The sequence below is a fragment of the Cyanobium sp. HWJ4-Hawea genome (genome assembly GCF_024345815.1).
Classification (GTDB): Bacteria; Cyanobacteriota; Cyanobacteriia; order PCC-6307; family Cyanobiaceae; genus Cyanobium_A.
Window position 1 is genome coordinate 1 of the sequence record NZ_JAGQBV010000043.1, and the last position, 18,970, is coordinate 18,970.

General features: G+C 59.3%; 17 protein-coding genes and 1 pseudogene. 8 read left to right on the top strand and 10 right to left on the bottom strand.

Features of this window, described 5'->3' with window-relative positions:
• Window positions 1-127, bottom strand: a pseudogene (locus tag KBY58_RS09925) (photosystem II q(b) protein); the annotation flags it as partial.
• A 102-nt stretch (window positions 128-229) separates the two neighbouring features.
• Window positions 230-1,201 carry an aspartoacylase gene (locus KBY58_RS09930; RefSeq protein WP_255004185.1) on the bottom strand — a complete coding sequence of 324 codons (972 nt, stop codon included), beginning with the start codon at window positions 1,199-1,201 and terminating at the stop codon, window positions 230-232.
• Window positions 1,202-1,271: 70 nt separating this feature from the next.
• Between KBY58_RS09930 and KBY58_RS09935 the strand changes: the two genes are divergently transcribed.
• The 3 genes from KBY58_RS09935 to KBY58_RS09945 are packed head-to-tail and all read left to right on the top strand — an operon-like array spanning window position 1,272 to window position 4,819.
• A complete protein-coding gene (locus tag KBY58_RS09935; RefSeq protein ID WP_255004186.1) occupies window positions 1,272-2,231 on the top strand; it encodes a glutathione S-transferase C-terminal domain-containing protein in 960 nt (319 codons plus the stop codon).
• Between the two features lie 15 nt (window positions 2,232-2,246).
• The gene (locus KBY58_RS09940) at window positions 2,247-2,900 is read left to right on the top strand and encodes a DUF2301 domain-containing membrane protein (RefSeq protein WP_255004187.1); all 654 of its coding nucleotides are present in this window, start codon (window positions 2,247-2,249) and stop codon (window positions 2,898-2,900) included.
• Window positions 2,897-4,819: an ABC-F family ATP-binding cassette domain-containing protein gene (locus KBY58_RS09945; protein WP_315858053.1), complete on the top strand. Its 1,923-nt coding sequence runs from the start codon at window positions 2,897-2,899 to the stop codon at window positions 4,817-4,819. The genes KBY58_RS09940 and KBY58_RS09945 overlap by 4 nt, the downstream gene beginning before the upstream one ends.
• On the opposite strand, the gene KBY58_RS09950 is transcribed toward KBY58_RS09945, so the two are convergent.
• Entirely contained in the window at window positions 4,816-5,346 is a 531-nt protein-coding gene (locus KBY58_RS09950) for a hypothetical protein (RefSeq protein WP_255004188.1), read from the bottom strand. The two genes, KBY58_RS09945 and KBY58_RS09950, sit on opposite strands and share 4 nt — an antisense overlap.
• Before the next feature lie 139 nt (window positions 5,347-5,485).
• Here KBY58_RS09950 and KBY58_RS09955 point away from each other — a divergent pair, with 139 nt between their 5' ends.
• Window positions 5,486-5,704, top strand: a complete 219-nt coding sequence (locus tag KBY58_RS09955) for a Calvin cycle protein CP12 (RefSeq protein WP_254934886.1) — start codon at window positions 5,486-5,488, stop codon at window positions 5,702-5,704.
• A 19-nt stretch (window positions 5,705-5,723) separates the two neighbouring features.
• Here KBY58_RS09955 and cgtA read toward each other — a convergent pair whose 3' ends face one another.
• Window positions 5,724-6,725: an Obg family GTPase CgtA gene (cgtA, locus tag KBY58_RS09960; protein ID WP_255004189.1), complete on the bottom strand. Its 1,002-nt coding sequence runs from the start codon at window positions 6,723-6,725 to the stop codon at window positions 5,724-5,726.
• A gap of 50 nt (window positions 6,726-6,775) precedes the next feature.
• Between cgtA and KBY58_RS09965 the strand changes: the two genes are divergently transcribed.
• The gene (locus KBY58_RS09965; RefSeq protein WP_255004190.1) at window positions 6,776-8,071 is read left to right on the top strand and encodes an ABC transporter ATP-binding protein; all 1,296 of its coding nucleotides are present in this window, start codon (window positions 6,776-6,778) and stop codon (window positions 8,069-8,071) included.
• 19 nt (window positions 8,072-8,090) lie between these two features.
• Complete coding sequence (locus KBY58_RS09970; RefSeq protein ID WP_255004191.1) at window positions 8,091-9,080, top strand: glycosyltransferase family 2 protein; 990 nt, start codon at window positions 8,091-8,093, stop codon at window positions 9,078-9,080.
• Here the strand turns inward: KBY58_RS09970 and KBY58_RS09975 are convergent.
• From KBY58_RS09975 to KBY58_RS09990, 4 genes are read right to left on the bottom strand one after another with little or no spacing between them, the layout of a single operon-like run.
• On the bottom strand, window positions 9,077-9,970 hold the full coding sequence (locus KBY58_RS09975) for a hypothetical protein (RefSeq protein WP_255004192.1): 894 nt from the start codon (window positions 9,968-9,970) through the stop codon (window positions 9,077-9,079). The genes KBY58_RS09970 and KBY58_RS09975 overlap by 4 nt on opposite strands.
• Before the next feature lie 9 nt (window positions 9,971-9,979).
• Entirely contained in the window at window positions 9,980-10,978 is a 999-nt protein-coding gene (locus KBY58_RS09980) for a hypothetical protein (RefSeq protein ID WP_255004193.1), read from the bottom strand.
• A gap of 30 nt (window positions 10,979-11,008) precedes the next feature.
• Complete coding sequence (locus KBY58_RS09985; RefSeq protein ID WP_261350378.1) at window positions 11,009-13,489, bottom strand: endonuclease MutS2; 2,481 nt, start codon at window positions 13,487-13,489, stop codon at window positions 11,009-11,011.
• Window positions 13,490-13,536: 47 nt separating this feature from the next.
• The gene (locus tag KBY58_RS09990; protein ID WP_254934893.1) at window positions 13,537-13,944 is read right to left on the bottom strand and encodes a VOC family protein; all 408 of its coding nucleotides are present in this window, start codon (window positions 13,942-13,944) and stop codon (window positions 13,537-13,539) included.
• A 71-nt stretch (window positions 13,945-14,015) separates the two neighbouring features.
• Between KBY58_RS09990 and KBY58_RS09995 the strand changes: the two genes are divergently transcribed.
• The gene (locus KBY58_RS09995) at window positions 14,016-15,572 is read left to right on the top strand and encodes an MFS transporter (RefSeq protein ID WP_255004195.1); all 1,557 of its coding nucleotides are present in this window, start codon (window positions 14,016-14,018) and stop codon (window positions 15,570-15,572) included.
• A 31-nt stretch (window positions 15,573-15,603) separates the two neighbouring features.
• A complete protein-coding gene (locus KBY58_RS10000; protein ID WP_254934895.1) occupies window positions 15,604-16,620 on the top strand; it encodes an HlyD family secretion protein in 1,017 nt (338 codons plus the stop codon).
• 4 nt (window positions 16,621-16,624) lie between these two features.
• On the opposite strand, the gene KBY58_RS10005 is transcribed toward KBY58_RS10000, so the two are convergent.
• On the bottom strand, window positions 16,625-18,298 hold the full coding sequence (locus KBY58_RS10005) for a TolC family protein (protein WP_255004196.1): 1,674 nt from the start codon (window positions 18,296-18,298) through the stop codon (window positions 16,625-16,627).
• A 10-nt stretch (window positions 18,299-18,308) separates the two neighbouring features.
• On the bottom strand, window positions 18,309-18,970 hold a 662-nt coding region (gene hemB, locus KBY58_RS10010; protein WP_255004197.1), incomplete at its 5' end, for a porphobilinogen synthase.

Genomic DNA, 18,970 nt, shown 5'->3' on the forward strand with positions numbered 1-18,970 from the left:
CCAGCAGGGTGGGGATCATCAGCACGCCGAACCAGCCCACGTAGAGGCGGTTGTTGGTGGAGGTAACCCAGTCGCAGAACTGGTTCCACGCAGAAGCGCCTTGGCGCTGCTGAATTGTGGTTGTCATGAGAACGAGAGAGAGGTGTCTCAAAAGAGACGGGTATGGATGACGGAACCCCGTCGAAATGAACTGTAACAGAATATTGCGCGGTTTGTGAAGATCCGTTCATCAAGTTCCGCAGGCAAGCCCCTCGGCCAGGTGCTCCAGGGCAGCTGCCCATGCCGGCGGTACGGCCCAGATCTCCCTTCGGGTAAGGCTTAGGGCGATGCCCTTCTCGCCGTAGGCAGCCTCGTTGATGAATACGGGCCAGACGGCCTGGTCTGCCAAGCCAGGGGGTGGGCTGTAGGGCAAGGCGACTCCACTGGCGGTGCAAAACAGTTCGTCACCTGGGGCCATGGGCTGCCAGTTGCGCAGCAGACGGCGGGGGTGCAAGCAGGCCTCGGGTTGGCCGGCCCCATCTCGGGGGATATCCAAGCTGCCCAAATGGAGGTGCACCTCCAAGCTGGGTGGCAACCGCAAGCTGCCTGCCTGGGCCCGGGCCAGAACGGCCAGACAGGCCTCAACGGCCAGCTGGGTTTGGCGGCAAATCAAGGCCTGAAGAACCCCCTGGGGCACCGGACCCACCTCAATCACCAGTCCACAGGGCCAGCGCTCCACCAAAAACCCGGTCTGGGCCCCATCTGCCTCATGCAGATAAATGGGCAGGCCCAATTCCGCCTGAATGCCTGCGGCCAGTGCCAGATCGGTGGGCCGCCGGCCATAGAGCACCAGGCAATTCCCCATGGAGCTGGTGGTGCTGTGCAGATCAAGAGCCACGCTGCAGGGGCTGAGGCCCCCTGGGCCGTGGCTGTCGATGAGCTGCCTGGCCCGCTGCACTTCCAGCTCTTGGCAGCTGGGATTGGCCAGCAGAGAGGGCTCAAAACTGCGGTTGAGGTCGCGGTCGATGTAGCGGCTGTTGCGGCCATGGGCCGCCGGATTGCCCAGCACCAACTCCAGCTCCAGCCCTGCACAAGCCAGGGCATTGGGCCGTTGGCCCCAATGCTCCAGTAGCCAGGGCCCATTGCGCTCATTGCCGTGGGTGCCGGCCACCACCAACACCCTTGACCTGGGCCGATTCTCTGGCCCGGTTCCCACTGCCATGCCCGAAAACCCTGCGCTGGATTTAGGGCCCAGCCTGACGCAGATTCATGGCAGACCCATTACCCGTCCCATGGCCCCACCTGCAGCCCTTGTGCGCACAGCCCGCTGCCTCTGGCGATGGCAATGGCAGCAACTGATGGGCGGCCTGGCACCCGCCGATGCGGAAGGCAACTACCGGCGTCCTGCCGGGGCCTTCACGGCCCTACCGCCTTTGCCCGCCGACGCAGCCCAAGCCGGCGCCCACGTCTTGATTGTGGGGAGAAGCTGCCCCTGGGCCCACCGGGCCTGGCTGGTGTGGTGCCTGCGCCAATTGGGAGAGTCCATTGATCTGGTGGTGGTGGAACCGGATCCAGAGGCTGGCCGCTGGCGCTTTACGGAGCCCTTCCAGGGATGCCAAACCCTGGCGGAGCTCTACCTGCGCTCTGGGGCAGCTGCGGGAACCCGGGCCACGGTTCCGGCCCTGGTTTCCCTGAAAGACGGCCGCATCCTGCTCAGCGAAAGCGCCCAACTGATCGAGCTGCTCAACCAGTGGCCCTCAAGCTCAACCGTCGACCTGGATCCGGTCGGGCAAAGGGAACAAAGCCAAGGATGGCGAGAGCAGCTGCAGCATGACGTCAACGACGGGGTTTACCGCTGTGGCTTCGCCCGCAACCAGGCCGCCTATGACCGGGCCGAGCAGGCACTCTTTGCAACCCTCGGCAAGGCAAACGCTGCCCTGGCAGCGGCACCGGGCCAATGGCTAAGTGGGCCTGAGCAGGGCCTAGCCGATGTGGTGCTGTTTCCAACCCTGATCCGCCTAGAGCTGGTTTATGCCCCCCTATTCGGCTGTAGCCGCCAACCGCTCTGGCAACTGCCGGCCCTGTGGCAATGGCGATCGCGCTTCTATGGCCTGCCAGGGGTGGCCGCCAGCTGCGATGACCAGGCCTGGCGCCGGGATTATTTCGGGGCCCTGTTTCCGTTGCATCCCTCGGGGATTGTTCCGGCTGGTCCGCCGCTCGCCACACTGGTGACAACCCCTCCCTGCAACTGAGCCCTTCCCCGCCCCATGGCAAGCACCGCATCCATGGCCCTAGGAGATCCTGTCTTTGAGGGGGTCTATGGGCTCTACAGCATCGATCAGCGGGACCGGCGGGAGGTGCTGGGCTATCGGCTCGCCCTCACGGCCGTGGCCCTGGCCCAGCTGGGCCTCCTCGTGCAATGGCGCCAGCTGGGGAGCTCCAACCTCTGGCCCTGGCTAATCGTGATGGCCGCCGGACTTGGCCTGGCATTGCGCTGGATTCACATCTATCTGAAGCCTCTCCACCGGGCCTTGCAGCTGTTCTGGCTATTGGGCTGCCTGGGCTTTGGGGGGCTGGCCTGGGCTGCGGGCCCCGGCCACATGGCGGAAGCACTGGGGCAACAGCGCCTTTGGGTGCTGGCGATCGGACCTTTCTTTGCGGCCCTAGCCGGCATCGGCTTCAAGGAGTTTTTCTGCTTCCAGAGGCCCGAAGCGATTGGCGTCACCCTGCTGCTGCCCCTGGCCCTAATGGGCTACTGGCTGGGCCTGTTTGCCGCCCAGGTCTGCCTGGGCTTAATGGGCGCAGAAGCAGGCCTTTTGCTACTGCTCTGCCTGCGCAAATTTCCAATGCCTGCCGCCGCTGATGTGGGCGACAAGAGCGTGTTTGCCCATCTCAAGGCCCAACAGGGGATCGGCAGTTGAGCCTGATCAGTCTTGTCGGTGCGGCCAAGGATTTCGGGATCCGCACCCTGTTCGCCAACCTGACCCTGCATGTGGCCGATGGGGATCGCATTGGCCTGATTGGCGCCAATGGGGCCGGCAAATCAACCCTGCTGAAGGTGCTTGCTGGCAGGGAGCCCCTGGGCGAAGGCAGCCGGCGCTGCGCCCCCCGCACCCGGGTGGTGCTGGTGGATCAGGAACCGGACCTAGACCCGGAATCCACGGTGCTGGAGCAGGTCTACGCCGGCAGTGGCGACAAGATGACCCTGCTGCGTAGCCACCTAAGCCTCAGCCACCAGATCGCCGCAGACCCCAGCAATGGGGCCCTTCTGTCCCAGCTCAGCGATCTACAGGACCAGATGGACTCGCTCAACGCATGGGACCTGGAACAGCAGTGCCAGGAGGTGCTCCAGCGCCTCGGCATCAACGAGGGCCAGCGCCGAATCGGCGAGCTCTCAGGCGGTTACCGCAAACGGGTGGCCCTGGCGGCCGCCCTGGTGGCCGAACCGGATGTGCTGCTGTTGGATGAACCCACCAACCATCTCGATGCCCTGGGGGTGGAGTGGCTACAGAGCTACCTGGGCCGGTTCCCCGGGGCCCTGGTGCTGGTTACCCACGATCGCTACGTGCTGGATCGGGTGACCCAAAGAATTGTCGAGGTGGACCGGGGCGAAGCCCGCCAGTACGCCGGCAACTACGCCACCTATCTGACCCACAAAACCGAGGAGGAGGCCTCCGCCGCCGCCTCGGCCGCCAAGTTCAAGGGCACCTTGCGGCGCGAACTGGAATGGCTTAGTCGGGGGCCCCAGGCCCGCAGCACCAAGCAAAAAGCCCGGATCCAGCGGATCGAAGCGATGCAGGAGGCTCCCGTGCGCCAGGCCAAGGGCAAGGTGAGCCTGGCCACTGCCAGCAGAAGGCTGGGCAAGCGAGCCATCACCGCTGAAGGCTTGTCGGTGGCGGCAGGGGATGGGCAAGACGCCCCGACCCTGCTACGCGACTTCAGCTACGACTTCAGTCCGGAGGATCGGGTGGGGATCATCGGCCCCAACGGCGTTGGTAAATCGAGCCTGCTGGAGGTAATAGCCGGGCGGCGCCAACCCAGTGCCGGCAGCCTGGAACTGGGTTCCACCGTGAAGCTGGCCTACTTCGATCAGCACAGCGATGTGCTGCTCAAGCCAGAACGGAAGGTGATTGATGTGGTCAGCGATGCAGCTAGCCGGGTGGCCATCGATGGCGTCGAGCTGAGCGCCTCGCAACTGCTGGAGCGCTTCCTGTTTCCGCCCGCCCAGCAACACCAACCGGTCGGCAAACTTTCTGGCGGCGAACGCCGGCGCCTGCACCTTTGTCGCCTATTGATCGCGGCGCCCAACGTGCTGCTACTCGACGAGCCCACCAACGACCTGGATGTTCAAACCCTGAGCGTGCTCGAAGACTTCCTGGAGGATTTTCGCGGCTGTGTGGTGGTGGTCTCCCACGACCGCTACTTCCTGGATCGCACCGTGGATCGGCTGTTCAGCTTTGAGGAGGGCCAGCTGAAGCGCTTTGAAGGCAACTACAGCGCCTACCTGGAGGCCCAGAGCCAAAGGCGCAGCGTCGAGGCCAAATCGGCAGCAGTGAAGCCGGAAGCAGTGAAGGCGAAAGCCAATGGCGCTGCTAAGGCGCCGGCTAATGGCGCAGCCAAAGCCCGGCGGCGCAGTTTCAAGGAAAACCGCGAATTGGAAAACCTCGAACTCCAGCTGCCCCAGTGGGAGCAGCAGCGCCAGGAACTGGAGGCAGCCCTCGCCAAGGGGGGTGCCGACTATGGGTCCCTGGAAACCCTCACCGGCCAGCTGGCCAGCCTGAGCGCCCAAATCCATGCCGGCGAGGAGCGCTGGCTGGAGCTGAGTGAGCTGGGGGCCTAGGCCCGAGACGAACGGCGGCGGCGATGGGCATGGACCACTTCGCCGCAGGATTCAGCCCCAGCGCCAGCCACCAAGGCAGGCTCCGGTTTGTTGGCAGAGGGGTTGCTAGGCGATCCCAAGCGGGGTGGCAATCCGCAGACGGGGCCCGATGGCTCCGGCAGCAGCCAGGGGGGACGGCCTCCAGCCTCGCCGCGGTCCTCCGCCTCCTTCATCGCCGTGGGCATGTAGTCGTCCTGGGCGCGATGGCAAGCCATCTGGTCGCCCATGCGCCGCAGGTAAAGGTCTTGGTACCAGGTGATTTGATCGCGCTCATAGGCCTCACAGACGGCCTGCAGGGAACCGAAGCGCTGGCTGACCAGGCCGCTGGGAGCACATTGTTTCCAATCCAACACATCATCGAAGCTCAGGCCGCGGCGCCACTGCCGTTGCTCCGAGAGATAGCAGTGCTCTTCAGGGCCATTTATCCAGAGGAGCCGGCCGTTCTCATCCATCAAATGCCGTTCCCGGCGCTGCTTGATCCTCACCATCACCGGCCTTTTCACTGAGTATTCCCAGGCCTAGCCACGTCTTGGAAGATCAGCAGCAGGCAACAGAAAGTCAAAAGGTTGGGTGGCGCCCGTATGGTTAGCCGCGGTCAACTCCGGTCTCAGGAAGCCGGCATCCGAAATGAAGAGCATCGACGAGCACATCCAGAAGGATCAGACCGAAATCGAAGCAGCGCGGGCTGCTGGCGACATGGGCAAGGTCCGTCACCTGGAAGAAGAGCTCAAGGGGCTGCAGGTGTACAAGGAAAACCACCCTGAGGAGAAGGCAGACCCCAGCCCCCTAGAGGTCTATTGCGACCTCAACCCAGACGCAGCTGAGTGCCTGGTATACGACGACTGAACCCTGTTCAGCCCCGTTCCTAGAGCTCCTTGATGCCGAGCTGCTGCCACACGGCTGACAGCAGCTCCTTGAGGCGCATTGAAGCTGCTGCGGAGATTGCCAGCACAGGCAGCCCCCCATGGGCTTCCTGCACTGCCGAGACCAGCCCTGGCAGCTCATCTGGATCGACCAGCTCAATCTTGGTCAAAGAGACCAATCGGGGCCGATCTGAAAGGCCATGGCCATAGGCCAACAACTCCTGCTCCACCACCTGGAGATCGCCAAGCACATCCGAGCTGCTGGCATCGATCAAGTGGATCAGCAGCCGGGTGCGCTCGATATGGCGCAGAAAATCGTGACCCAGGCCAGCTCCTTGGGCAGCACCGGCAATCAGGCCAGGGATATCGGCAAAAACGGTGCCATCCCCACTCGGCCGGCGCACCACACCCAAGTTGGGCACCAGGGTGGTGAAGGGATAGTCGGCAATCTTGGGCCTAGCAGCCGAGAGCACCGAGATCAGGGTGCTCTTACCTGCATTGGGCAAGCCGATGATCCCCACTTCGGCGAGCAGCTTGAGCTCGAGGCGCAGCAGCCATTCCTCCCCCTCCCTGCCCTCGGTGAATTTCTCCGGAGCCCGGTTGCGATTGCTCAGGTAATGGGCATTGCCGAGGCCGCCACGGCCGCCTGCCGCCACCAGCAACTCATCTCCGGCATCGGTGAGATCCCCCAGCAGGATGCCGGTGCGGGTGTCACGCACCTCGGTGCCGCAGGGAACCTTGATCAGTAGGGGCGTGCCGCTGGCACCAGTGGAGCGATTTGGTCCGCCACGGCGGCCATCGATGGCCTGGAAGAGGCGTTTGTACTTGAAATCGAGCAGGGTCTGCAGGTTGCTGTCTGCCACCAACAAAACGTCCGCACCACGGCCCCCATCACCGCCGGAGGGACCGCCGGCGGGCACGTACTTCTCTCGGCGAAAGGCGACGATTCCATCGCCGCCGCGGCCAGCCTTTACGGCAATCCTGGCCTGATCAATGAATTGCATTACGGGCAAACCTAGGATCGCGGCTACCTAGAGCCCCTTGGGGAGCCCGCTTGGCCGAGGTTCGCTTCCACCAGGTCAGCAAGACCTACCCACCCCGCCGGCCCCAGGGCGAGCCGGTGCCGGTGCTGCGGCAGCTGGATTTGCACATCCAGGACGGCGAATTTCTAGTGCTGGTGGGGCCCTCGGGTTGCGGCAAAAGCACCCTGCTGCGCCTGTTGGCGGGCCTTGACCAACCCAGCAGCGGCGAGATCTACGTGGGCGATCGGCCGGTTAGCCGCCTGCGACCAGGGCAGCGAGATGTGGCCATGGTGTTCCAGAGCTATGCCCTCTACCCACACCTGAGCGTGGCCGACAACATCGGCTTTGGCCTGCGGCGCAGCCGGCCGCGCACGGCCCTTCAACAGCTGCAGGACAGCCTCAGCAAGGCCACCGCAGGGCTGCCAGCCCCCCTGCGGGTGGCCTCAAAGCGAGAAGCGCGCATTGCCGAGCGCATCAGAGAGGTGGCAGAGACCCTCGAGCTAGGCCCCCTGCTGGAGCGACTGCCCAAGGAGCTTTCCGGCGGCCAAAAGCAGCGGGTTGCCCTGGGCCGTGCCATCGCCCGTCAGCCGGCGGTATTCCTGATGGATGAGCCGCTCAGCAACCTGGATGCCAAGTTGCGCACGGGCACCCGCACCCAGATCGTGGAGTTGCAGCGGCGCCTTGGCACCACCACCCTTTACGTCACCCACGACCAGGTGGAGGCGATGACGATGGGCCACCGGATTGCGGTGCTCAATGGCGGCAAGCTTCAACAGCTCGGCACCCCGATGGAGCTCTATCAATGGCCGGCGAATGTGTTTGTGGCCCAATTCATTGGTAGTCCGCCGATGAACCTGCTGACAGTTCAGGTGGTTGGTCCGGGCCAAGTGCAACTGGGGAGCAAAAAATTCCCCGTGCCTGCCCCCCTGGACGATCTAATTGGCAGTCCCAACGGCAACCGACCGGGCACCGCTGTTGGCGACCAACTCACGGCTGGCCTAAGGCCCGAGCATTTTCGGCTTGCCCCTGCCACCAACCGCAACCTGGCCGCTGAAGTGAGCCATTGCGAGGCCCTGGGTAATGAACAACTGATCACCTGCAAGCTGCTCGAATCTGGCCAGCTGGTGCAGGTGCGCATCAGCCCCGAAGTGCGCGCCAACCCCGGCACCACCATTCACCTCGATGTGGATGGCAGCGGCTGGCGCTTTTTTGACAGCCAGGGCGATGGCTTGGTAGACGCAGCGCAAGGATTGCCAAATAGTGAACCGAGGCTGCCGACATTAAAGAAAGACCAAGAATCGGCAATCCGCAAAAAAACAGAACAATAAGGCAATCCCCAAAGGCGCCATGCAGAACCCAATAGAAGAATGGCTACTCAACCCAAAGCATGAAACCTACAAGCGCCTACTTATACATCAGCCGACAAAGCAGTGGGAACAGGAATCACAACTCGTAGGTTCATATCACAGAGAATCAGACACTTCGCCACAATTTTCAATTGTAATTCCAATTCACAATCAAGAAGATTGCATAGAAGATGTTTTCTTGAGCATCCTAGAAAACACGCTTGGCAGCTACGAAATAATTGCAATTCTCGATAATTGCACAGACAGATCGAAAGCGATCCTTCAATCACTAATAGATCTAATTGAGCCACCGCAGAGCCTAAAGGGAATTACTATTTTCGAGAATATCGATGGCATGTTCGAGACCTCCTGCGACAACCTAGGCTTTACAAAATCAAGAGGAGAGTACATAGTAGAAGTGCAAGCAGACATGGAAATGCGAACAGTCGGTTACAATATTAAACTGGCAATTCCCTTGGAAATATTTGAAGACATTATCGCCATAAGCGGAAGATGCTGTCACCGCATAAATACAAACTCACACGGGATCAACCTAGGAAAATTATCAGCCAAAATAAATCATCCAGACACTATTCTGCAATCATGGGAGAACCATAATTCCATATTCTTATCTCACTCGTCCAACCGTGGTCCAATTGCATTTTCAAAGAAAAAGCTTGCAGTAATGGGTTTTTTAGATGAATACCATTATGTGCTTGGCAACGACGATCACGATCTATTCCTCAGGGCATGGGAGCAAAAAAATTGGCGCAATGGCTTTGTTCCTATTGAGTTTTACTCACCTTTGAGTCGCGGCTCAACAAGAAAATCTCGCTCTGACGACACAACAGCTCGGCTTTCCCAAAGAAAATCCAAAGAAACACTAGGCTATTATAGCCAAAACAAGAAAAAATCAATCTACCCCAGCTCAGAGGTAAGGCATACAACATACAAACAGCGAATCGAAGCAACCCAAAAACTTTTGAGCTAAAATTTACAGAATTTAAGCACTATTTTATTAATCCATGGTTTTTGAACCGCAATTATATTAAAAATAAGCCTAATCTTTAATGTCTTTAGAGCAACAATTAGCCTATTCCAAGACATGACTCGGCGGCCTGGAACGAACAAAAATCTTACCGACTTATTTCTGAGCCGACTAGAGCCCTGATAATAGACAACACTTAGCATTGACTGCTCCTGCGAATGCCACTTATACTCCTCAAACCGAGATTCAACAGGGACATCTGGCAATGGGGCTAAGTTCTCAATCGAGCAAATCTTGTGCCATTTTGTTATAAACAAAGAGGAGTATTTATTTTTTTTAATCGCCATAAATCCAGCCCAAAATCCAGGCAAATAACGACCACACTCTTGATAATGACTCAAGTTAGCAGACAAGACTTGATACTTTACGTCTCTACATAATGGCCTATACTTGTCGACCGCCAAAAGAATAGATTTTTTATTCAGCTTGGCCCTGAGATATTCAGGGCCCAAATCAATCAATTGTCGATAACAAGGAAACTTATTCAAGTTGCAATCAAGATAAACAAGTACATCTCCTTCCTCCAATTTTTTTTCAAGGGTGTGTTTGATTATTGAAGGCTTCCAAAGGAACAAACCTGCATTTAGCCATTGCTTATTTAATCTAACTCCTTGAATCTCGCACTCGTCTGAATAATCTGGATAATAATCTTTTAAGATGTCTTGATGATTATCAATTTTTTGGCGAATGAGCTGCTCATTCCAGACAATGACCTCAAATCCACGCTTTCGCCCCAAAGCACTAAATTTTTGAACAGAACTTGCCAGCTGCTCTCTGAGAGTTGAATCTGCATTCTCGGCTCCACAATAAGTAATTAAAAACGTTTTTGGCATGCACGAAAATCAGCTTATGGAATTGATTACCGTAAGAATTTGCTGGCCAACGACAGGAAGGTTATGGTTCAGAGAAACATCTAGAATTGCTCTTTCGGACAAATCTAAGGCCAGCTGTCTATCTAAAATTAGCCTAGAAAGGCCATCACTCCATCCCCTGATAGATGGTTCAACTAGCAAACTATTTTTGTCACTTAAAAAATCCAAAGAGGCTCCGACAAAATTACCTACTGGCACCACTCCTAACGCCATATACTGAAGTGCCTTAATTGGTGATTTGCATGTGGCAAATTTTGATGCATTCTCCATTGGCAGCAAGCCTATTTGCAGCTCTTTAACGTAGTCTACTTCGTTTCCACTTTGCCATTTTATAAACTCATAATTGATCAAAAATTTAGGATCCAGACCTGAATGAATGGTAAATTTGGTGCCTGGATTTGACATCAAAACCTCATCGATTGCTGGAGCAATACCAGCCAGTAGATGATGATACTCAGGTGAACCTGTCCAGCCAATATTTAAATCCAAAATGGGAAGAGCCGAGGATGGGCAATGCGGCTTCCAAATCTCCAGGTCAAGGCTCATAGGTATAATAATTGGCTCAATTCTTGTTTTCTCTAAGATTTTGCGAGCCAAGACTGAATTAGCCACAGTTACTGCCTTTGCCGCTTCTACCCAAGATCTCAGCCTCCTAAGCAACATCTCACGTTTCAGCCAGGAATAGTCACGAATAGCGCGGTGCCATATCAAATCATCTAAATCAAACAAAATAGGCAATCCAAGCGCCTGGATACGCTTTAACCAACCATGGGAAAGCAAGCACTTCTGATTTAGAATTATATCAGCTTCTGCCATTTGAAGAAGGCTTTGCGCAGATAAATCTTTTTTTGGAAAAAAGACTGTGCGATAACCGTGCTCTTCCCATAGGGGCTGATATTGCTTTATTCGATAACGAGTACTAGGAGTAGTTGTTGGGTCCCCTGGGCAAATGACCGCAATGGTTTTCATTGCTGCTTGGGAACCTGATCTTTGTTCAGATCATCTCACGTAAACCACACTGCAACCTGCACCACCGTCGCCCCGCTCTGCATCTGCCACCCGCTCCACGTAGGACACCGTTTCGAGCCAGGCCCGCAGGCCCCGCTTTAGTTTGCCGGTGCCGATGCCGTGGATAACCCAGAGGGGGCCATTGGCTTGACGCAGCTGTTCCTCCACCTGGGCTTCCGCCTCATGCACCCTTAGGCCGCGCACATCCACGGTGTTGCGCTCGGTGCGCACCCCGGCGCCGCGGCCTCCGAGGCCCCTTTGGCCCTTGACCTGCACCTGCACCTTTTCCTGGGGAGATGGTGGGGTGGGCTTCTCACCGTGGAGTCCCTCGATCGCGCTGATCTCCACACTCAGGCGCAACACCCCACAGCGCACCGTGAGCTCCTGGCCATCTGGAGAAATTGCCAACACCTCCGCCGCCTTGCCGAGGGCCAACAGGCGCACCCGATCCCCGAGCACAGGCATCCAGCCCGAATGTTCGCGCCGCTCCGGACTGGGACGGTGCTGCTCCTCCAGGCGCTTGAGCCTTTGACCCGCCTGCCTTGCGGTTTCACCAAGGACACTGCTGCTGGCCTGGGCACCCCGTTCGCCCCTGGAGCGCTCGCCCTGGCGCAGGCGCCTGATGATCCGCTTTACCTCCTGCTGGCCCTGGCGGATGGATTGCTCGAGCTGCTGGCGCCGCTGTTCCTGCAGTTCGGCCGATTGCTCCTTTTGCTGCTGCCATCGCAACAGCAGCTCCTCGTGCAAGAGCTCAGTGCGGGCCAGCAAAACGACCGCCTCCTCTGCCGCTTCCTGCTGGCGCTGGCGCTGATCCTCCAGGCCCGCAATTACCTGGTTCACCTCCCCTTCCCCCAAGGGGGCCAACTGGCTGGCCGCCTGCTCGATCACGCTCTGCTTCAGGCCAAGGCGGCTGGCAATGGCAAGGGCATTGCTGCGGCCCGGAATCCCCCATTGCAGGTGATAGGTGGGCGAAAGGGTTTCCCCATCAAAGGCAACGGAGGCATTTTCGAAGCGGTGGTCGGCGTACTTGAGGGCCTTGAGCTCCCCGAAGTGGGTGGTGGCGATGCTCAGCCGGGCCAGATCGGCCAGATGCTTGAGCAGGGCCGTGGCCAAGGCCGATCCCTCCTGGGGATCGGTGCCCGCCCCCACCTCATCCAGCAACACCAAGGAAGCCCCGACCCGCCCAGGCAAAGACTCCAGGATCCGGGCAATCCGGCGGATATGGCCACTGAAGGTGGAGAGGTTTTGCTGCAGGGATTGCTCATCACCTATATCTGCCAACACCTGGCCGCACCAGGGCAACTGGGGGGTGCCCTGGCAGGGCAAAAACAGCCCCGCCCGCGCCATCAGGGCAGCCAGACCAACGCTCTTGAGGGTGACGGTCTTACCGCCGGTGTTGGGGCCGGTGATGGCCACCACCCGCAGATCCTTCGCCACCTGGATTGTTACGGGCACCACCTGCTGGCCACCCTCCCGCTTGTGCTGCCAGAGCAGCAGCGGGTGGCGCAGGTCTCGTAGGGCAAAGGGTGCATCGGCATTTTCCGCCAACTCAGGGCGAACCGCCCCCAGCCACTGGCCGTAGCGGGCCCGGGCCAAGCCGCCATCCAGCCGTTCCAGGATTTGCTGCAACAGCGTCAATGCCTGCTCCTGCTCCCCCACCAGGCCACTGAGCTCGCGCAGGACGGCCAATTCCAGCTCCCGCTCCTGGCCCTCCAACTCGCGCAACCGATTGCCCAGGGCCACAACCGCCTGGGGTTCCACAAACACCGTGCTGCCCGAGGCGGAGCTGTCATGGACCAGGCCCGCCAGCTGGCTCGCGGCCCCGGCCTTCACCGCCAGGACCGGCCTGCCATTGCGTTCGGCCACCACGTTGTCCTGCAGCAGGGGAGCGTGGCGCCGCATTAATTCCTGGAGTCGATCGCGGCGATCTGAGCGCACACCCTGCAATTGGCGGCGCAGGCCCGCCAAGGGCGGGCTGGCCCGATCCGCAACCCGGCCCCCTTCCTCCAGGCAAAACAAAAGCCGCTGCTCCAGCTCCGGCAAGGTGCGTAGATCAGCCACAAGGGCAGAACAGACCGGACGAAGCTCGGGATCCTCGATCTGGCGCCTCAATCGTCTGGCAGCCGCCAGGGTGCTGGCCACCGCCAACAGGCCCTCCGCTCCGGCGGTGCCGCCCTTGGCGCAATGGACCACTGTTTCGCCGATATCTGCCACCCCCTGGAAGCTCAGCCCCGCAGTGCCAGCCTCCGCCGTGAGTCCATCAAGGCCCACCAGTTCGGTGGTTTCGGCCAACAGGCGTTGGCTCCCCCTGAACGATTCCGCCAAGGCCAAATTGAGGCACAAGCGCCGCCCCGCAGCCGTGCTGGCAAAACTGGCCACCTGCTCCGCCAACCGGGGCCAATCGAGCAGCTCAAGGGTCTCTTGCTGAATACCGCTGAACGGGTCTGCGGCCTGGGTCCGTTCTGCCGGCAGACCCACGGGCCCGAGCCCAACCTGCTGTCCGGTTCTCGGTGCGGCAGTCACGCCGGAAACAACGCGATCGGTTCGGCGTCGGTATTGGAGGGGATGCCTCCAACAGGCTCGTAGAGCATCTCCAGCCAGTTGCCCTCCGGATCCTGCATATAAAAGGAAGCCGTGCCGTCACGGTGATCGTGGACCGGCCCACAGCTGTGGCCCTGCTTCACCAACTGTTCGTGGATCCGATTCACCTCAGCCCGGTCTTTGAAATGGAAAGCGAAGTGGGGGCCGGCGGCGCGGTAGCTGGGGCTGAGGAGGGCAATGCCTTCCCCGGTGGCAGGCCACTGCACGTAACACCAGTCATCAGCATCCCAAGTGAGCTGCAGGCCAAGCCCTAGGTAGAAGCGCTTGGCGCGGTCCATGTCCTGCACCCGCAGGGCGACATGGCCAAGGCGATGGTGGGCAGACATGGACGAAGACTTGGATAAACCCATTGTGATTCTGACTGGGGGAGACTGAAGCTGCCGCTGCCATCAGCTCCGTGTCCCCTGCCCAGCCGGGTCAACCTCGCAGCTTCTGGCTTACCAATCGCGGGGTGGTGGCAATCAGCTTCTTCGTGCTTGAGCTGGTGTTCTTCTCCACCGACTCCGTCGGCGTGCCGGCCCACGCCTACGTAAGCGGTGATGTAGGGGGAACTCCCTACCTATCGGTGTGGTTCATGGTGGCCTTCCTCGTGCCAGCAGCGCTGATCATGCCGCTGCTCGGCAATCTTCGGGAGAGGGTGGGTTCGAAGGCGATCGCCACGGTGGGGCCCGGACTTTTCGGAGTGGCCAGCTTGATCAGCGCCTGCGCCACCGATCCCCAGCTCTTCATAGGTCTGCAGGTGCTTCAGGGGCTTGGGGCAGGTGTGATTCCGGCAGCCGCGGGGGGCTACCTGGGAGGCCAGCTGGGCGAGAAATACACGCTCATGGGTAAGGGATTGTTAGCACTCGCCGTGGTCAGCGGATCAAGCCTTGGCATTCCCCTCTCGGCCTTCGTGACCTGGTACGCCAGCTGGCGTGTGCTGAAGGCGGGGCTGGGCCTTACGGCTTTGGTAGCGGTCGTTGTGATTGCCCGGTTGATGCCCCCAACCCCCGGGAACCCCAAAGCCAAAATCGACTGGCTTGGCTACGGCTTGATGAGTGGTGGGTTCGGACTCCTGGGACTGTCGCTGGTTGTGGGTAACCAACGGGAATGGTTCCTCAGTCCCACCTACGTGGTGATGCTGTGGAGCTCAATTCTGCTAATAGGCCTATTCGCCTGGCGAATAGTGGCAGTACCAAAACTAATCAATCTACGCATCTTCCAGGACATCAACTACTGCATCAGCCTAGTGAATCTGAGCTCGGTGATGTTCTTTCTGTTCATGATATTCGCAATCGTGCCCCAGTTCATGATAGTGGTGCTGGGCAACACGATCGAGAGCTACGCCTGGGCATTCATTCCCTTCCTAGGTACAACCGTGGTCACTGGGCTGATGATAACCCCCGGGGTGAGCCCCCACCTCATTGGCGACACGATAGCTGCCAAAAAAAAACTTTGCTCAGCGGGCATCTTCTGCTTCGCCTGCACCGCACTGTGGATGGCCAACACCAGCGCACAGCAGGACAACCACACCATGATGCTGCAGATGATGGTTGTGGGCATGTGCTTCGCCATCATCAACTGCCTGGAGATTCAGATGTCGGTATCGACGATGCCGGCTGAGCTGATGACCAGCGCCAGCTCAGTGCTGTTCTTCTGCACCAACATCTCTAAAGCCCTCTCTGGAGGTGTGAGCGCGGCCATACTCACCGCCACCAGCCAGGGCAGCTGGGAGCGCTTTCGCGAACAAATTAACGCCGGCAACACGGCACTAGAAGCCTTCCAAAGACCACTGAACGGCCATCCGACGGGGATCGGCGGGGATGGGTGGTCGCAGGGCTCCTTGGAGCTGATAAACAAGGCGATCAGCCAGCAGGTGGAAGTGGTGTCGTTCATCAACGTCGCCACGATGGTGGGAATAGTGCTGCTGGTGCTTGCTGGCCTGCCCCTGATGCATCGCGATAGCACCCCCTAAGCTCCGACTTAACTGGTCTTCTGAGATCCCCGTGAGCGCATCTATTGACACTCCGGAAGGCGCCTCCAGCCATCCCAGGCGTACCCGGCTGATCGCGGCAGGTGCCGTGAGCCTGGTGGGAGTTGGCCTGGCGGGTTACTTCACTTACAACCATTACCTCCCCAGCACAAACGACGCCTACGTTCAGGCCTACACCGTGACTGTGTCGCCGTACGTGGAGGGGTATATCAATAGTATCCACACCGAGCCCAACGCCTTTGTGAAAAAGGGGCAGCTGATCTATGAGATTGTGCCGCTTCCTTTCCAGCTGAGCATGGCTCAGCAACAGCACCAACTGGAGGCAGCGATTGCCCAGAAGGCAGGACTTGAGGATCAACTGCTCAAGGCACGTCAGGCCTTGAAGGATCAACAGGCCAGCCAGTGGATCATCAACCTCAACCAGCAGCGCTACGCATACCTACAAAAGCAACAGGTGGTGGCATTAGAGAAAGAACAGCAATTCGAAGCTGCCAAGCTTGAGGCGAGGGCAGAGGTGAAAAGTGCTGGCTTAGAGATCTCACGCCTGGGCAAGAGAATCAGAGAACAGGAGGCCACCATCAAGTCGCTGCGTGCAGCATTAGGAAATGCCAAGGTCAACCTGAGCTATACACGTTACTACGCACCAATGGACGCCTTTGTTAGCAACAACTTCAGCATCCGCGCCGGTCAATATGTGAAGCCGGGACAGGCGATGTTCAAGTTGGTTGACAACACCAAATGGTGGGTAGATGCAAATTACCTAGAATCACAGATTCATCGCATTCGCGATGGCATGCCAGCCGAGATCAAACTCGACATGTATCCTGGGGTTACGTTTAAAGGCGAAGTGATCAATATTAGTCAGGGCAGCGGTGCCTATTATTCGCTTCTGCCACCCCAGAACGCCACGGGCAACTGGGTCAAAGTGCCACAGCGTTTCCCTGTGCGTATCCGTTTGCAGCAGAACGGTCGTCATCCTCTCCGGGCCGGCGCAACTGCTTACGCCAGAGTCGACACTCTGGCGCGCTAGGGGATTAGTTAACAGGCAATTGGATCGGCAAACTCACCACTTCACCAGGCTTGCTGGGCACTGGAATCAACTCACGCAGCAGCTGGGCGTAACTGAGATTTGCGAGGGTAATCGCTTCGGCCCGCTGCTCCATAGCGGTCGTGAGCGACGTGATCGTTTCGGCAAGATCGGTATAGTCGTCTAGGCCGAATTCGTAGCGGGCCCGCGAATCGCGATAGGCCTCACGCGACGCGCGGAATGAAGAATTGGCCGCGATGATCTGTTTAAGGGCGGCGCGATAGTCAAAGTATGCGCTCTCCAGTCTCTGCCGGATTGCATTGCGCTCACCTGCTTCACCCTGGAGGGTGCGCTCAGCAGCGGCCAGATTGGCTTCCACTGCACCAGCCGTGATGCCTGCATCAAACACGCGCCACTGGAGCAGCACACCTGCAGACCAATCACCGCTTTGGCTGTTGAGTCCAGGGATTAAGGCGGGTCCACCGCAACAGCCCTGCAAGTTGATCACCGGTGTTGTGGTCTGAGCCGCCCGATAACCGGCGCTGGCAAAGAGACCGATCCGCGGCAGCAGCTCGGCGGCTCGGCGATCAGCCTGGCGGAGCAGGGCGATGCGGGCAGCCTGAAGCGCTTGGAGCTGCGGGTTATCCGCAAAACCGCGCACGATGGTCTGCTCTAGGTCAAGGGGCCATGGCGGCTGCAGTTGAACCGCCTCCCTCGCCTCTAACGTCACTGAGAACGGCGTATTCACCAGGTTGCTAAGGCGGCGCTGGCCGCTAAGTCGCTGAGCCTGCGCCTGTTCCAGCCGGAAAAGGCTTTGCTGCAAACGCGCCTGGGCGCGTAGTAGATCAACCCTGGGTACCAGGGCAACTGTTTTCAAGGCCTGGACTTGATCCAAGATCACCTGGTTGTTATCAACCACGACCTGGCGGATGCGCAGCAGTTGATCGGCCAGTTGCAACCGGTAGTAGGCCTCGCTGACCGCGAACTGCAGTTGGCGCAGCCGATCGCCATAGCGCTGACGAGCCGCCTCGAGATCGGCCTTCACCTCCGCCAGGGCTGCACTCCGCTCGAAACTGAGCAGCTCGTAGTCGAAGCGCAACTGGGCGAAGCCAGATCCGATGTTGGTCTGATAGTTGCTTGAGCCACCAGTGGGCACATAGAAGGCTGAGTCAGCCGCATAAATGCCGGCGTTGCCGTTCCAGGCATAGTTTTGCCGCGCCTGCTGTTGATAGCCAACACCAAGATCAAGCCCAAAAACAGGGAAGTAGCGCCCGCGCACGGAACGCAGCCAGCCTTGCTGCTCCCTCACCCCGGCAATCTGTTGCTTCAGAACAGGGTCGTTTTGCACCGCCAGATCGATCGCTTGCTGCAGATCGACCCGCAGGCGAGTCGTGATCGACACCTCAGAAGGCTGCACCGGCAGAGCTGCGGGGGCAGGGGATGGCAGAGCAGGAAGCTTCGTTGCCGCTGGAGCCGCTTTGGCCGGTGGCAAGACCTGATCCAGACGATCGAGATCCCTTTCGTAGGCCTCGAAGCTGCGCAACAAGGGCTTTAGAGCCGCTGGCAGCGATCCCGCATCGGCAGATGGGGAAGCCAGCAAAATCAGTAGGGAGGTACAGGCTCCGGCAAGGTGCCAACCAGGATCCCGCAAGGCACCCAAAGCCCTGGCTGAGTGCTTCATGTTGCGGGCCTCAACCCTCAAGCAACCACTGGGCCGCGTCGCAGGCGTGGTAGGTGAGGATCAAATCAGCCCCAGCCCGCTTAAAGCAGAGCAGGGTTTCGAGCACCACCGCCCGCTCATCAATCCAGCCCTTTTCGGCCGCCGCCTTAACCATCGAGTATTCGCCGCTGACGTTGTAGGCAGCAATCGGCAACTCACTTTCGGCCCGCAGCCGATAGATGATGTCGAGATAGGCCAGGCCAGGCTTGACCATCATGATGTCGGCCCCCTCGGTTTCATCTAGCTGGGCTTCGGTGATCGCTTCGCGGCCATTGGCCGGATCCATCTGATAAGTGCTCTTGTCCTTGGGAATCGGTTTACCGGCATCGGCCCGGGGCGCCGAATCCAGGGCTTCTCGAAACGGTCCGTAGTAAGCGGAGGCGTATTTGGCCGTGTAGCTAATGATCCCCACGTGCTCAAAACCCTCCTCGTCGAGGGCTTCACGGATCGCCGCGACCCGGCCGTCCATCATGTCGCTCGGGCCAATCAGGTCGGCACCGGCCCGCGCCTGGGCCACGGCCTGCCGGCAGAGGATCGCCACGGTTTCATCGTTGAGCACCTCGCCCTCGGCACTGACGATGCCGTCGTGGCCATCGCAGGAATAGGGATCAAGGGCCACATCGGTCATGATCG